This is a genomic window from Corallibacter sp., from assembly GCF_048381695.1.
Lineage (GTDB): Bacteria > Bacteroidota > Bacteroidia > Flavobacteriales > Flavobacteriaceae > Corallibacter > Corallibacter vietnamensis.
In genome coordinates this window covers 155,882-171,169 of the sequence record NZ_JBLXHI010000005.1, presented here as the reverse complement: position 1 = coordinate 171,169, position 15,288 = coordinate 155,882, and the positions used below count along the sequence as shown (strand labels likewise).

At 31.3% G+C, this 15,288-nt stretch carries 15 protein-coding genes and 1 tRNA gene; 10 read left to right on the top strand and 6 right to left on the bottom strand.

Annotated features, from left to right (window positions below; translation table 11 throughout):
• Positions 1-88 precede the first annotated feature (88 nt).
• Positions 89-331, bottom strand: coding sequence for a hypothetical protein (locus tag ACN5J3_RS09205; protein ID WP_344730161.1), 243 nt, complete (start codon positions 329-331; stop codon positions 89-91).
• Positions 332-565: 234 nt separating this feature from the next.
• Here ACN5J3_RS09205 and tpx point away from each other — a divergent pair, with 234 nt between their 5' ends.
• The 6 genes from tpx to ribB all read left to right on the top strand — a co-directional run bounded on the left by tpx (position 566) and on the right by ribB (position 7,655).
• Entirely contained in the window at positions 566-1,072 is a 507-nt protein-coding gene (tpx, locus tag ACN5J3_RS09200) for a thiol peroxidase (RefSeq protein WP_418511543.1), read from the top strand.
• Complete coding sequence (locus ACN5J3_RS09195; protein WP_344730153.1) at positions 1,065-1,433, top strand: diacylglycerol kinase family protein; 369 nt, start codon at positions 1,065-1,067, stop codon at positions 1,431-1,433. The genes tpx and ACN5J3_RS09195 overlap by 8 nt, the downstream gene beginning before the upstream one ends.
• Before the next feature lie 62 nt (positions 1,434-1,495).
• Entirely contained in the window at positions 1,496-3,898 is a 2,403-nt protein-coding gene (locus ACN5J3_RS09190) for a DNA translocase FtsK 4TM domain-containing protein (protein WP_418511542.1), read from the top strand.
• A gap of 4 nt (positions 3,899-3,902) precedes the next feature.
• The gene (locus tag ACN5J3_RS09185) at positions 3,903-4,538 is read left to right on the top strand and encodes a LolA family protein (protein WP_417290153.1); all 636 of its coding nucleotides are present in this window, start codon (positions 3,903-3,905) and stop codon (positions 4,536-4,538) included.
• Positions 4,539-4,546: 8 nt separating this feature from the next.
• Entirely contained in the window at positions 4,547-6,463 is a 1,917-nt protein-coding gene (locus ACN5J3_RS09180) for an LptF/LptG family permease (RefSeq protein ID WP_417290152.1), read from the top strand.
• Between the two features lie 34 nt (positions 6,464-6,497).
• On the top strand, positions 6,498-7,655 hold the full coding sequence (gene ribB / locus ACN5J3_RS09175) for a 3,4-dihydroxy-2-butanone-4-phosphate synthase (protein ID WP_344730135.1): 1,158 nt from the start codon (positions 6,498-6,500) through the stop codon (positions 7,653-7,655).
• 56 nt (positions 7,656-7,711) lie between these two features.
• Here the strand turns inward: ribB and ACN5J3_RS09170 are convergent, their stop codons facing one another.
• The 4 genes from ACN5J3_RS09170 to ACN5J3_RS09155 all read right to left on the bottom strand — a co-directional run bounded on the left by ACN5J3_RS09170 (position 7,712) and on the right by ACN5J3_RS09155 (position 11,502).
• Positions 7,712-8,521: a DUF4412 domain-containing protein gene (locus tag ACN5J3_RS09170; protein ID WP_418511541.1), complete on the bottom strand. Its 810-nt coding sequence runs from the start codon at positions 8,519-8,521 to the stop codon at positions 7,712-7,714.
• 155 nt (positions 8,522-8,676) lie between these two features.
• Positions 8,677-9,873 carry a DegT/DnrJ/EryC1/StrS family aminotransferase gene (locus tag ACN5J3_RS09165; protein WP_418511540.1) on the bottom strand — a complete coding sequence of 399 codons (1,197 nt, stop codon included), beginning with the start codon at positions 9,871-9,873 and terminating at the stop codon, positions 8,677-8,679.
• 113 nt (positions 9,874-9,986) lie between these two features.
• Positions 9,987-10,616: an NAD(P)H-dependent oxidoreductase gene (locus ACN5J3_RS09160; RefSeq protein ID WP_418511539.1), complete on the bottom strand. Its 630-nt coding sequence runs from the start codon at positions 10,614-10,616 to the stop codon at positions 9,987-9,989.
• Positions 10,617-10,677: 61 nt separating this feature from the next.
• On the bottom strand, positions 10,678-11,502 hold the full coding sequence (locus ACN5J3_RS09155) for an AraC family transcriptional regulator (RefSeq protein ID WP_418511538.1): 825 nt from the start codon (positions 11,500-11,502) through the stop codon (positions 10,678-10,680).
• 136 nt (positions 11,503-11,638) lie between these two features.
• On the opposite strand from ACN5J3_RS09155, the gene ACN5J3_RS09150 reads away from it, so the two are divergent.
• Complete coding sequence (locus ACN5J3_RS09150; RefSeq protein ID WP_418511537.1) at positions 11,639-13,171, top strand: succinate CoA transferase; 1,533 nt, start codon at positions 11,639-11,641, stop codon at positions 13,169-13,171.
• 132 nt (positions 13,172-13,303) lie between these two features.
• A tRNA-Ser gene (locus tag ACN5J3_RS09145) sits at positions 13,304-13,388 on the top strand.
• A 41-nt stretch (positions 13,389-13,429) separates the two neighbouring features.
• Here the strand turns inward: ACN5J3_RS09145 and ACN5J3_RS09140 are convergent.
• Positions 13,430-13,828, bottom strand: a complete 399-nt coding sequence (locus ACN5J3_RS09140) for a hypothetical protein (protein ID WP_417290147.1) — start codon at positions 13,826-13,828, stop codon at positions 13,430-13,432.
• Between the two features lie 123 nt (positions 13,829-13,951).
• Between ACN5J3_RS09140 and ACN5J3_RS09135 the strand changes: the two genes are divergently transcribed.
• Both ACN5J3_RS09135 and ACN5J3_RS09130 read left to right on the top strand, forming a co-directional pair.
• Positions 13,952-14,770: a DUF3108 domain-containing protein gene (locus ACN5J3_RS09135; protein WP_418511536.1), complete on the top strand. Its 819-nt coding sequence runs from the start codon at positions 13,952-13,954 to the stop codon at positions 14,768-14,770.
• 4 nt (positions 14,771-14,774) lie between these two features.
• The gene (locus ACN5J3_RS09130) at positions 14,775-15,116 is read left to right on the top strand and encodes an FUSC family protein (protein WP_417290146.1); all 342 of its coding nucleotides are present in this window, start codon (positions 14,775-14,777) and stop codon (positions 15,114-15,116) included.
• Positions 15,117-15,288: the final 172 nt, after the last annotated feature.

Sequence of the window (15,288 nt, the reverse complement as noted above, 5' to 3'; positions counted from 1 at the left end):
TTATAAAGCAACTAATTAAACAATAAAAAAAAGCCTTATAACTTTGCATTATAAGGCTTTAATAAAAAAGAGGTTTTACAATTATATTTTATTGCTCTTCGTCTTCTTTTGTTGCATTTTTATCAACCTGCTTCTCTTCTGTTGCTTTTGCTTCATGCTCTTTTTTTGATGTAGCAGTGGTAGCTTCTTTAGTTTCTGTTTTTTCTACAGTTGATTCTTTTTCAGTTTTTTCTTCGGTTTTAGTTTCTGCACTTTGAGCAAAAGTTGTTTGAGAAAGCCCTAAAAAGCCCATAAATAATAATGCTGCAAATAATTTTTTTGATAATTTCATAGGTAAAAAATTTATGTTTATAGATTTGTTTTAATCATTTACGCCCATCATCAAATGCTGGATGTTTGCATAGCACTGTTTAACAAAACACTAACAACTTTTTAACAGGTTCAGATAACTTTAGCTACACAAACTGTATCATGCATCAAAAATTTTTAGCAAAAACCTATGGTAATTTTCTTTTATAGACTTATTAAATTATTATTTTTAGTAAAATTTTAAAAAGAAACAATTATGGCTACAGTAACCTTAAAAGGAAACAAAATAGAAACATCAGGAACATTACCTAAAGTAGGATCTAAAGCTCCTAATTTTAAACTTACAAACACAGATTTAGAAACAAAGTCTCTTTCTGATTTTAGCGGAAGTAAAGTAATTCTTAATATTTTTCCTAGTGTTGATACTGGCACTTGCGCAACTTCTGTTAGAACCTTTAACAAAGAAGCTAGCCAACTTGAAAACACAAAGGTTTTATGTATTTCTCGTGATTTACCATTTGCTATGGGACGCTTTTGTGGCGCTGAAGGGCTAGATAATGTTATCTCTCTTTCTGATTATAAAGACGGAAGTTTTGGCAAAGCTTATGGTTTAGATTTTACAAACGGACCTTTAGAAGCTTTACACTCTAGATGTATTGTAGTTGTAGACGAAAATGGCACTGTTAGCTACACAGAACAAGTTTCTGAAATTGTAGATGAACCTAATTACAAAGCTGCTTTAGACGCCTTAATGAATGACTAAAAAAGAGTCTTTTTTTATAAATAGATTAAAAAGCATTGGCTACGCCTTTAAAGGCGCTTTATTCTTAATAAAAACTGAATCCAGCATACAAGTTCAAGTTTGCATTGGACTTGTTATGACTGGAATTGGATACGTTGTAGGCCTATCTCCAACCGAATGGATTGCACAAACACTAACTATTGGAATTATCATTGCAATTGAAGGGTTAAATACTGCTATTGAAGAAGTTGCCAATTTTATTCACCCAGAACATCACCCTAAAATAGGCCTAATAAAAGACCTAGCTGCGGGTGCTGTTTTTTTATTTGCTATTATTGCAATAATAATAGGTGCTATTATTTATTTACCCAAGTTATTTTAATATAACATACCTTTAGGATAAACGTTAGTTATTTGTATTTTTGCTAACCTAATAATGCTTGAATGGCAAAGAAGAAGACCAAACAAAAAAAAACACGTAAACTCAATTTTAAAGTTCCTAGCTTTAATCTATCTAACCAACAAAAACTGGTATTTGGTAGCTTTCTTATTCTACTAGGACTTTTACTGTTTATTGCTTTTGTATCTTACTTTTTTACAGGTAATGCAGATCAAAGTGCACTATCTGAATTTACATCAAGAGAGGTAAAAACTGAAAATTGGTTAAGTAAATCTGGGGCTTGGTTAAGTGATTTTTTCATTAAAAGAGGCTTTGGTATTGCGTCTTTTATCTTTTCTGGTTTAATATTCTTATCTGGCGTTTATGTTATAACCAATATCAACAAAAACAAACTTCGAAGACATTGGTTTTGGGGAACCTTAATCGTTATTTGGTTTTCAATTACTTTTGGCTTCTTTACAAATAAACTAGACATTCTTGGCGGAACGATAGGTTATGAAATAAACACTTTTTTACAAGATTATCTAGGTAAAATAGGAACCGTTTTATTACTTGTTTTCGGTCTTATTACTTATTTAGCCATTCGTTTTAAAGTAACTGCTGATAGTTTTAAAACGTTTTTCAAATCTGCCAAAAACGAACTTAAAAACAACCTTGACGACATTTCAGAAGATGAAACTGTTACTCCAATAGACAACGATTTAACCGCTGAAGCAGAAGATATTAAATCTGCCTTTGATCTTCAAATAGAGAGCAACAAAAAAGAGGAAGAAGAACCATCAATTACAACAGCTAAAGAAACTGAAAAACCGGAATTAAAACTAGAGACAGTTCAAGAAAACAACAAAGATGAAGAGCCTAAAATGAAAATTGAGGTTGAAGATGTTGAAGAAGAGCTATCAGAAACTGATAATCTTGCTAACAAGTTAGTTGAAGATTTTGGTCAATTTGACCCTACTCTAGAATTAAGCAACTACCAATTCCCTTCATTAGAGCTTCTTAAAAAATATGAAACCGAAGGCATCACCATTAACCAAGAAGAACTTGAAGAAAACAAAAATCGTATTGTAGAAACTTTAAACAACTACAAGATAGGTATTGCTAGTATTAAAGCTACAATTGGACCAACTGTAACTCTTTACGAAATTGTTCCTGAAGCAGGTATTAGAATATCTAAAATTAAAAATTTAGAAGATGATATTGCCCTATCGCTTTCAGCTTTAGGAATTCGAATCATAGCCCCTATTCCTGGAAAAGGTACTATTGGTATTGAAGTTCCTAATAAAAACTCAACTATCGTTTCTATGCGATCAGTAATTGCTTCGCAAAAGTTTCAAAAAGCCGAAATGCAACTACCTATTGCATTAGGAAAGACAATTAGTAACGAAACCTTTGTCGTTGATTTGGCAAAAATGCCTCACTTACTTATGGCAGGTGCCACAGGACAAGGTAAATCTGTTGGGTTAAACGCTGTGCTTACATCACTACTTTATAAGAAGCATCCTGCTGAAGTAAAATTTGTATTAGTTGATCCTAAAAAAGTAGAACTTACGCTTTTCAATAAAATAGAACGTCACTACCTAGCAAAACTACCTGATAGTGAAGATGCTATCATAACAGACAACACAAAGGTTATCAATACATTAAATTCTTTATGTATTGAAATGGACAACCGCTACGAGTTGCTTAAAAATGCGCTTTGTAGAAATATTGCAGAGTACAATGCTAAATTTAAAGCTAGAAAATTAAACCCTAATGACGGGCATCAGTTTTTACCATACATCGTACTTGTGGTTGATGAGTTTGCCGATTTAATAATGACCGCAGGAAAAGAAGTAGAAACACCTATAGCGCGTTTAGCTCAATTAGCACGTGCCATTGGTATTCACTTAATTATTGCAACACAACGTCCATCGGTAAATGTTATTACAGGTATTATTAAAGCAAACTTCCCTGCTAGAATAGCTTTTAGAGTAACATCAAAAATAGACTCTCGTACAATTCTAGATGGTTCTGGAGCAGATCAGCTTATAGGTCGTGGAGATATGCTTTACACACAAGGAAACGATATGATTCGTATACAATGTGCTTTTGTTGACACGCCTGAAGTAGAAAAAATAACAGAGTTCATCGGATCGCAAAAAGCTTATCCTGATGCATATATGCTGCCAGAGTATGTTGGTGAGGAAAGTGGCACAAGTATTGATATAGATATAGCTGACAGAGACAAACTTTTTAGAGAAGCTGCTGAAATTATTGTTACAGCACAACAAGGTTCTGCATCTTTATTACAGCGTAAGCTTAAACTAGGATACAACAGAGCCGGAAGAATAATAGATCAATTAGAAGCTGCCGGAATTGTAGGTGGTTTTGAAGGCAGTAAAGCTAGACAAGTTCTTGTTCCTGATTTAACAGCATTAGACCAACTTTTAGAAAATGAAATTTAATAAAATGAAAAAGATTATTGCATTATTAGCGCTTACAATATGCACTACAACATTTGCCCAAAACAAAGCTAAATCATTACTTGATGAAGTATCTGCAAAAGTAAAAAGCTATGAAAACATATCAATAGACTTTAAATATGCACTAGAAAACTTATCAGAAAACATCAAACAAGAAACACGTGGTGATGTTGCTATGCAAGGAGACAAATACCGTTTAAACATATTAGGGTCTACACGTATTTTTGACGGAAAAACACTATACAGCATCAGCCCTGATGATGAAGAAGTAACAGTTTCTCAAGAAAATGGTGATGACGAAAATAGCATAACACCAAGTAAAATGCTTTCATTTTACGAAGATGGCTATACTTACAAAATGGATATTGTTCAAAATGTAAGAGGTCGCAATATTCAATATGTAAAACTAACACCTATTGACTCTGATTCTGAAATAAAAAATGTATTATTAGGAATTGATGCTCAAACAAAGCATATATACAACCTAATTCAAATAGGGAAAAACGGTGTAAAAACAACATTAACTGTTAATTCTTTTAAAACAAACGAACCCTTATCAAAAACCTTATTTACTTTTGATAAAAGCAAATACAAAAATTACTATATAAATAAACTAGACTAGGGATTCTTTTGAAAATTTTAGACCGCTACATACTAACCTCTTACTTAAAAACTTTTATCAGCGTATTTGTTATTCTTATGCTGATTTTTGTATTACAAACCATTTGGCTATACATTAAAGAGTTAGCTGGTAAAGATTTAGACATATTAGTAGTTGCAAAATTTTTACTGTATTTCTCACCAAAACTAATTCCGTTAGTATTACCGCTTACTATACTACTTGCATCTATTATGGTGTTTGGGAGCTTTGCTGAAAATTATGAATTTGCAGCAATGAAATCAACCGGGATTTCTCTTCAGCGAGCAATGACTGGTTTAAGCATTTTTATTCTAGGCTTGGCTATTGTTACCTTTTTCTTTAGTAATAATGTCATTCCTTGGGCAGAATACAACTCCTACAACCTTCGTAAAAACATTGCTAAACTTAAACCAGCAATGGTTATTGCTGAAGGGCAGTTTAATGAAATAGGCAATAAATACAATATCAAGGTTGCCAAAAAAAGTGGCGATAGAGGTCAGTTTTTAGAAGATGTTATTATTCATGAAAAAAGCGGTAGCACTCAAGGTAACCACACTGTAATTATATCTAAAACAGGAGAATTAATAGGAGAAGAATCATCAGACGTACTAAAGTTGATATTATACAACGGTTATTTTTATGATGATACACCTCCAAAAGATTTTAAAGATCGAGAAAAGCGCCCTATGAAAAAAAGCGCCTTTGATAAATATGTAATCAATATAGATTTATCAGAATACAATGTAAACGATCTTGAAGAAAAAAACATTTCAGATAAGTATAACATGCTTAATATATCTGATTTGAATTACAGTATAGATTCGCTTAAAGTTGATTTAAAAAACGATTATAATCAACTTACAACAAACCTATATAACCGTACCAACCTACCGGTTCTTAATCATGGTGTTAACACAACAAAAAAAGATACTAACAAAAAGAAAACTGATTCATTAAGTCAAGATAAAGACTACAATGGCGCTGTTCTAGATTTGTTTGCAACATCAAAAAAAGTACAAATCATTAACCTCGCTATAAACTCGGTAAAAAGCTCAAAACAAATAATAAACTCAAAAGGTGTTTTCTTAAAATTTAAAAGCGTTTCACTAAACAAGCATATTATTGCATTACATGAAAAGCTTGCTTTAGGGTTTGCATGTATTATTCTATTCTTTGTAGGAGCGCCATTAGGAGCATTAATTAGAAAAGGTGGTATAGGTTTACCTATGGTAATAGCCATATTACTATTCTTAACCTATCACTTTATTGGTATTTTTGCTAAAAACAGTGCTAGTGACGGCAGTATAAATCCTGCACTTGCCGCTTGGTTCTCTACCCTAATTATGTTACCATTAGGTATCTTTTTAACACGAAGAGCTACAGCTGATAGAGGTTTGTTTGAATTTGATCATATAACAGAGCCATTAAAAAAGCTATTCAATAAAAAAGCTAATTCTGAAGACGACAGAATATCTAAAGAAGATCTTCCTGAATCTGTTGTAAACGTATTAAAACAAAAAAATCATTTTACAGAGAAAAACGTTTTAGACGAACAACAAACAACAGAATCAAAAGAAATATTAAAGGACTACAACGAATATGCTAGATTTACACTTATTTTCTACATAGCTGGAGCTATATTACTTCCTTTATATTTCATTTTAAAAAACAACAAGTTACCCGAAATTGCTGTAGTTTGTTTACAATTAAGCATTATAGCATTTTCGCTTATGCTTGTGTATTATATTGTCTCTTTTTTACAAACAATAAAGATTTATAAAATTCTACCTCAAAAAGGAGTTTCTAAAAATCCTATATGGCTAATATTAGGCGCTGCATTATACCCTTTAGCACATATAATAAATAGGAATAAATTAACAGCAGACCTTTCAAATAGTTCAAAATAAGCCATATCTTTGCGTACATTTTTAAAACAAGATTATGTCTACGCTTAAAACAGCAAATCAAACAGCTAAAATACAACTCAATACAATTGAAGACGCTATTAATGATATCAGATTAGGAAAAGTTATCATAGTAGTTGATGATGAAAATAGAGAAAACGAAGGTGATTTTATTGCTGCTGCTGAAAAGGTTACTCCTGAAATGATAAACTTTATGGCTACTAATGGTCGTGGTTTAATTTGTGCTCCTCTAACTGAAGACAGATGTCAAGAATTAGATTTAAGCATGATGGTACAGAACAACACTGTATTACACCACACTCAGTTTACAGTATCTGTTGATTTAATAGGACATGGCTGCACTACAGGAATCTCTGTTCATGACAGATCTAAAACCATACAAGCTCTTGTAAACAAAGACACAAAACCTCATGATTTAGGTCGTCCAGGACATATTTTTCCTTTAAAAGCTAAAAACGGTGGTGTTTTAAGACGAACAGGACACACTGAAGCCGCTGTTGATTTATCGCGTTTAGCAGGATTAAATCCCGCAGGTATATTAGTTGAAATTCTTAATGAAGATGGCACAATGGCTAGATTGCCTCAACTTGTTGAAGTTGCCAAAAAATTCGATTTAAAAATAATTTCTATTGAAGATTTAGTTGCATACCGTATGGAGCATGATTCTTTAATTGAAAAGAAAGAAGATTTCAACATAGAAACTCGCTTTGGTAAATTTAGATTAAGAGCTTACCACCAAACAACAAATGACCAAATACATATTGCATTAACAAAAGGTACTTGGAGCCCTAATGAGCCCGTTTTAACTCGAATTAATGCTACGCTTGTAAATAATGACATATTAGGTACGCTAACAAATAATGCTGACGAGAAACTTGACGATATGTTTAAAGTTGTAAATGATGAAGGAAAAGGTGCAATTGTGTTTATCAACCAGCAATCGCAATCTATGAATTTACTTAAACGCTTAAGCGCTCTTAAAGAATCTCAAATTGAAGGTGAAGTTGTAAAAGCACCTCGTATAGAAATGGACAGTAAAGACTTTGGTATAGGCGCACAAATTTTACATGATTTAAATATTCATAAACTACGTTTAATCTCAAATAGCGAACAAACTAAACGTGTTGGTATGATTGGTTATGGCCTTGAAATTGTAGAATACGTAAACTACTAAACCTAGTTATAATATAAAATCAAAAAAAATATCAGCTAATCGCTGATATTTTTTTTTTACATAAACTTTTTATAATCGCTAGAGTTTATTTTAAAATGTTCTTTATCTAAAGACACGCAACGCATTTTCATTGTTTCAGGTTTTCTTTTTGACGTATCTGTAATATACATTTCTAACACCAAGCCGTTTACATCAGACATCCATTGCTGATTAGCATTTTGCTTGTTACCAACCTGATAAAAACCATTAGGAAAACTAACACCTGCATTTTGCGTAACCCAAACGTTAGCCTTTACATCATCAGACGTAATTAAGTATTCTTGACATGAATACCCTAATATTTGTTTGGTTTTGCCCGTCTTTTCTATTTTAGTATTATTGGTGTCATCGTTTTCATCAGCTAAATCATTAATATTTAAAGATGTTGCCATAAGCATTTTGGTTCCGCCTGCTTCAGAAAACATAAAAAGCGTTTCTTTATCCAGATCCATAACATTCACCATTGTACTTACTGATTGTATTGTACTGCCAAAATAGTTTTCGTTTTTTGCCAAATAATATGTTAAGGTTGTATTGTAAGAATCGCTTTCCATTTGCATCACATACTTATGAGTAAATGCATAAACATCGTTAGGCGATTTGTTTGATTTAGAAACTTGTTTTTTACTTTTTTTTGACTTCCTTTTTTTATTAAACGTAGAGTCAAAAGCTTTTTCAGTCTCCTTTTGTGATTTTTGTTCTACTTTTCTTTCTACTGTTCGTTCTGCAGCTTTAGTAGCTTTATCTGCTAGTCTTTCTAAAAATTGAGCTTGACTTATATTTATAGAACAAATAAAGAGTAATGCGGTAATGATAATAGATTTCATAATAAGGATTTTAAAATTTATGTTTTCTCTTTAATGATAAAAACATTAAGAGGTTAACATTAAAATTCTCCTTACTTTAATAAATCTATGATTAGCTGTATATAGTGGAATAATATTATTAAAGGCAATAAAAAATTGCCCCTAATAAATTCTTTTTATTTTAAAACAGATGTTATTGCTTTTACCATGCTTTCTGCACGCTGTTTTACTTCATCTTCTGTCCATGATAATTTAATTAAGCATGAAATGTTTCTTCCTATATAATTATCAGATTGCTCAAAAGTTTTTGTTTTAAGATATTTTAAACCTTCTTTTACTTCTGAAGAAATTGGATACAACGTTTTTAAATCTCTCAAATGCTCCCATTTTCTAATAAAATGCCAATTATTGTCGTAATAATGAAAACATCCATCTACTCCAGCTTCTTTTAAAGCTGCAGAAGCTTTTCTTGCTATTTCTAAATCAGGTAAGAAAAAGCTCAAAAACGAATAACTCTCTTCGCCTCCTTCTGGAACACTTCTAAATGTTATTTCTGGAACTTGAGATATCATTTCTCTTATTATGTTATAGTTTTTCTTTTGGATACTTACAAAATCATCTAAACGACGTAATTGTGCTAAACCAACGGCAGCATTTAATTCTGATATTCTAAAATTATATCCTAAAAACGGATGTGTTTCTGCACCACGGTCATTGCCTTTATGGTCGTGTCCATGATCTGAAAAATGATCTGCATGTAGAGCATATTTTTCATTATTTGTTAAAACAGCGCCACCTTCTCCGCAAGTAATAATTTTCACAAAATCTAACGAAAGACACCCTAAATCTCCAATACTACCTAGCGGTTTGCCTTGATAGGTTGCTCCTGTAGCTTGAGAAGAATCTTCTATAAGAATTAGATTATGTGCATCACAAATAGTTTTTAAAGCGCTTAAGTTTGCCATGCTACCACACATATGCACAGGCATGATTGCCTTTGTTTTTGGAGTAACAGCCGCTTCTACGGCTTTGGGATCTAGCGTTAATGTGTCGTCAATATCAACTAAAACTGGTACTGCACCAAGCATCATAATAGCTTCAAAACTTGCCACAAAGGTAAACGTAGGCATAATAACTTCATCTCCTGCTCCTATTCCAGCCGATGCTAATGCTATAGATACTGCCGCTGTACCGCTAGATACTAATTGTGCATGCTTAACCTCTAGTTTCTCTTGTAAAGCTTGCTCCAATTCTTTAGCTTTCCAATGGCCATTTCTCATACCATCAAAACCGTAACGCATTAATATTCCGTTATCTAAAACGTCTTGTACTTCTTTTCGCTCTGCATCACCAAAGCTTTCAAATCCTGGCATAATTTTTATTTAGTTAGTTTCAAATTTACTACTAATAAGAAGAAAAAAAAAGCGTCATAACATAAAGTCATGACGCTTTTAAAAATTTGTTTTAAAAAAGTTATTTAAGTCTTTTATCTAGTAAGCACCATATCTTCTAAAGGTTTTCTTACCTTTTTTAAGCTTGCCATAAAATCATCATCAGATCGATAACCGATAGGCATTAGCAAGACACTTTTAAGATTTTGCTTATCTAATTCTAAAATTTCATCGGTTTTTTCTGGACTAAATCCTTCCATCGGACAGGCGTCAATCTGCTCTATTGCGCAAACTGTCAACAGATTTCCCATTGCTAAATAAGCTTGTTTTGTTGCCCAATTAAGCTTTTCGTCTTGTGTAATAGTGCTAAAGTGATTAGTCAAAAACTCTTGATATGGTTTTAAAATTTCATCTGGCGTGCTTCGTTTTTCTTTCACTAATTTAAAGTAATCTTCTACATACAAAGCGTCTATTGCAGTATCAATACAAAACACTAAAACATCTGAAGCATCAGTAACTTGAGATTGATTAAACGCTGCTGCCTTTAATTGTTCTTTAATCTCTTTTGTTCTAACAATCAATAATTTGATAGGCTGCAAGCCATAACTTGTTGCTGTTAGATTAAAGGCTTCTTTTATTATCTGTAATTTATCGGGAGTTATTATTTTAGATGGATCAAATTGTTTAGTTGCATATCTCCATTTTAATAATGACGTTGTATTCATATATCCTCTATATTATTTTGAGGCCAAAAATAATCATTAAATACCTAAAGAGGTTTTAACATCAATATATTTCGTTGATAGTGATATAAGCTGATGGTCTTTTTCCTATTATTTTAGTAAATGTATTACTAAATGTAGGCACACTATTATAACCAACTTTTAGAGCAACTTCTGCTATTGTAAATTGTTGTGTTAACAAAAACTCTAAAGCTTTAAACATTCTTAAAAAAGTGTAATACTGTATAAAAGAAATCTGAACGTCCTTTTTAAATAACCTGTAGAGAGTTTTACTACTCATATTAAAAATAGTTGCAATGGTAGTACTTTTTAATTCCTTGTGTAAATTTTCTAAAAGATATTCAGAAATTTTAATCAAGCGTTCATCTTTTGGTTGAGGAAGATTAAGTAATAATGGTTGTTTAGATAATTGAGGTAATAAGACTTTTAAAGCTAAAACTATTGGGTATTTATCTTTTTGTGACTTTTTAATATTTCCATTCCATTGTTTAGTAAATAACAACAATTGTAACAATAAGTTATTTACAGGGTAAATTCCTTCTTGCGAATAAAAAATATTTTCATCTTTTTTTACAGGAAAGTATAGGTTTCTCATTTTAACTTCTGGAGAACTAGGATAAATACTATGTGTTATATCGGCAGGTATCCACATGTAATGTCTTGCTGGTAAGAAATAAGTTTGCGTACTAGTTTTTACATAGACCAAACCACCTTCTGTATACAAAAACTGTGCTTTATCATGCTTATGGGTTTCAATAAAATGTTCTCCCATTAAATCATGATGACAATAAATATCTTTCTCTCTTTTATCAACTTCTGTGAGGTAATATTTTGATGACTTATTTGCTAAATTAATATACTTGTCCAAAATGAATAAATAAATGTCTTTTTGTAATATTTTGACAATATAGCAAATATATAAATTGCAACCAATATTAATATATCTTCAATTTTGAATGATATATCCTAAAAATTAGCAATAAAAAACTTAAAAAAATATCAAAATGACAAGCAGAGAAAATGTAGAAAGAATACAATATGATAATTACTTAAAAAAAATATTTACAGCAGAAGAAGCTTCTCAATTAATTAAAAAAAATGCGGTTGTTGGTGTAAGTGGTTTTACAAAAGCAGGAGATAGCAAAGCTGTATTGCCTGCTGTAGCAAAGAGAGCCGAAACTGAAGATTTAAAAATCACACTAATTACAGGTGCGTCTTTGGGCTACACCACAGACGCCGATTTAGCTAAAAATAAAGCTTTACACAAAAGAATGCCTTTTCAAGCGGATCCAACATTACGAAAAGCCATAAATAATGGAGAAGTACTATATATAGATCAACATTTAAGTGAAACAGCAGAACAATTTGAAAATAATCAACTAGGTAATATTGATGTAGCCATTGTTGAGGCTATAGGCTTTACCAAAGAAGGATATATTATTCCAACAACATCCGTAGGTAACTCTGCTACATTTATCGCATTAGCAAAAACCGTAATAGTAGAAATAAACACAGCCTTACCAACTTCTTTTAAAGATATTCATGATATCTACACACATGAAAAGTATCCTAACCGAAAACCTATACATATTTGTAAACCAAATGATCGAATAGGATCACCATATATCAAAGTAGATCAAAATAAAGTTAAAGCTATTGTTTTTACAGAAAAACCAGATAGCGAAGCTAGAATTTCAGAACCAGATGAAATCACAACCAGTATAGCTAATCACATTTTAAATTTTCTTGAAGAAGAAGTTAGTAATGGTAGACTTACAAAAAGTCTTTTACCATTGCAAGCAGGAATTGGTAAAATAGCCAACGCTGTACTTTCTGGTTTTAAAAACAGTTCTTTTGAAAATTTAACCATGTACTCTGAAGTACTACAGGACAGCACTTTTGAGCTATTTGATTCTGGAAAGCTAAATTTTGCTTCAGCTTCATCTATAACGGTCTCAAACTCCTGTTATGACCATATGATTAAAAATTTTGATTCCTATAAAAAGAAACTTGTATTAAGACCTCAAAATATTAGTAATGCTGCCGAAGTAATTAGACGTTTAGGGATTATTGCAATAAATACTGCAATAGAATTTGATATTTATGGCAATGTAAACTCTACACATATTTTAGGCACAAAAATGATGAATGGCATAGGCGGTTCTGGAGATTTTGCTAGAAACGCATATTTAAGCTTCTTTGTCTGTCCTTCTATTTCTAAAAGGGACACCATATCTCATGTTGTTCCAATGGTGTCACATACAGATCATACAGAACATGATGTAGATATTTTAGTAACAGAACAAGGTTTAGCAGACTTAAGAGGCTTATCTCCTAAAGAAAGAGCAGATGTAATCATAGAAAACTGTGTGCACCCAATTTATAAACAACAGATCAAGGAATATTACGCTAAAGCTTTATTAGCTGGCGGACATACACCTCATATCTTAACAGAAGCCTTTAGCTGGCATAATAACCTAAAATCGAAAGGTTCTATGCTTACTGAAAAAAATGCTTCAATAATTTTAAATTGTTAGTTTTCTTATTTACAATTATTTATAGTTTAAAAAGATAATAACTTTCAAATAATTCGTAAAATTTAGTTTATTTATTAAAAAAAGTTTCTATATTTGCACCCGCATTTAGGGAATACCTAATGAGGCACTCAAGGAGAAATGGCAGAGTGGTCGAATGCGGCAGTCTTGAAAACTGTTGAGGGTCACACCTCCGGGGGTTCGAATCCCTCTTTCTCCGCAAAAACCCGTAATTTAAACATTACGGGTTTTTTATTTTTATTAATATTTTAATTTTTCACCAAAGATTTTTTCAAAAGCTTCTCCACACTCCCAGCAACCTTGCTCTACAAAACCTATTTTCAGGTATTTTTTCCCAGCGCCTTCATCTCCTAAATTTAGTTTAGAAATTGCTAAATAAAACCAAAAAGCGCTACTATGAATTCCGTCTCTTTCAGCTGTTTTAACGTAATAAACTGTTCGTTCATAATCTTTTGCTAAAAACGCTTTTCTTGCTTCTGCCATATTATATTCAAACTTAAAAAACCTTTCATTTGTTTTTAGTGGCTCAGGGACGTTAAGGGTTTTTCCTAAATAAGTTATTGTTTCTGTTTGTTGAGAAAAAGTGTTGTTACTATAACACACAATAAACACCAATAAGGCAAATACTTTTTTAATCATAGTTTAGTTTTTTTAAAGTAATAAGTTTGTTTATAGATAATAAAGTTAATAAAATATATTTTAGATATTTCATTTTAAAAAATTAGTATACTAATCTTTACAATTGTATTTTCGGCACAATAAATGATAACTATTTCGTTATTATTTCTAAATGAAAAAAATATGCGTCTTATCACTACCTTAATGTTGTTATTTGTTACTGTATTTACACAAGCACAAAACTCTGCTGTTGGTAATTCAGAAAAACTTACATATACTGCATCTTATAATATGTCAGGTATCTTGACTGATTTAGCTGAAGTTACTATGCAAACCAGTGAAGTAAAAACATCTAGCGCAACACTGCTTAGACTAAAATGTACAGCTACAACTTACAGTAAATGGGATAGTTTTTTTAAAATTCGTGATTTATACGAAAGTTATGTTAGCCCAAAAACACTAACGCCTTATCTTTACAAAAGAGATATTAACGAAGGTGGTTATTACAAATTTATGCAATACAAATACAGTCATAAAACAGGTACTGTAAAAAGCTTAAAACGTAAAAAAAGAAAAGACGGTAAATTCTGGGAAGAAAATAAAACAATTAAAGTTGGTAGCACTACTAGAGATTTAGTTAGCACGCTGTACAAATTAAGAACACTTGATTTTTCAAGCTACGCTACAGGAACAACAAAATCTTTTACTGTTATTTTTGATAATGAAGAAAACACGGTAAACTTTAGATACCTTGGAACCGAAACCATTAACACTTCAATTGGTGAAAAAAACTGCTACAAACTTGCTATTTCATTAAGTAATAATGACGTTTTAAAAGGATCTAACGACAATTTGATATGGCTTACTGCAGATTCAAACAAAATTCCTGTTTATGCTAAATTCAAAATCCCTGTTGGAAATGGTGAATTAAAAATTAAATCTGCAACAGGCTTAAAAAATTAAACTTATGAGAAAACTATTTATAATTTTAGGAATTGTTTCTGCTGTTTTAGCTGTTTTATTAGCTTTATTACCACTTTCTAATTTAGCATTTATACCTGCTGCAATAGCTTTTATTTGTGGACTTATTGCTTTTGTAATGTCAAATAAATCTGGTGCCTCAAAAAAAACAGTTGTTTTAATCTTTTTACTTACTATCATAGCTTTATCATTTGCTAGTTACAAAGCTGTTTTTACTGAAACAAAAGTTGGTAATACTGAAGAGCTTCAGGAAAAAGAAAAAGCTTCAGAAGAAGAAGCTATTGAAGAACTTGAAGATTTAGATTTAGAAGACATTGATATAGAATAAACATAACAACAACAAATTATTAAAAAGATAGCCTTTATACAAGCTATCTTTTTTTATTTAGATGTGTGTTAAAGTTTGTTAAAACAACCTTACATTAAACTAATAAATCTTTCTTTTTTTTGTAATATCGCAAAATAAATAGGCTATTTTCAACCCTTTTTATATAATTTAC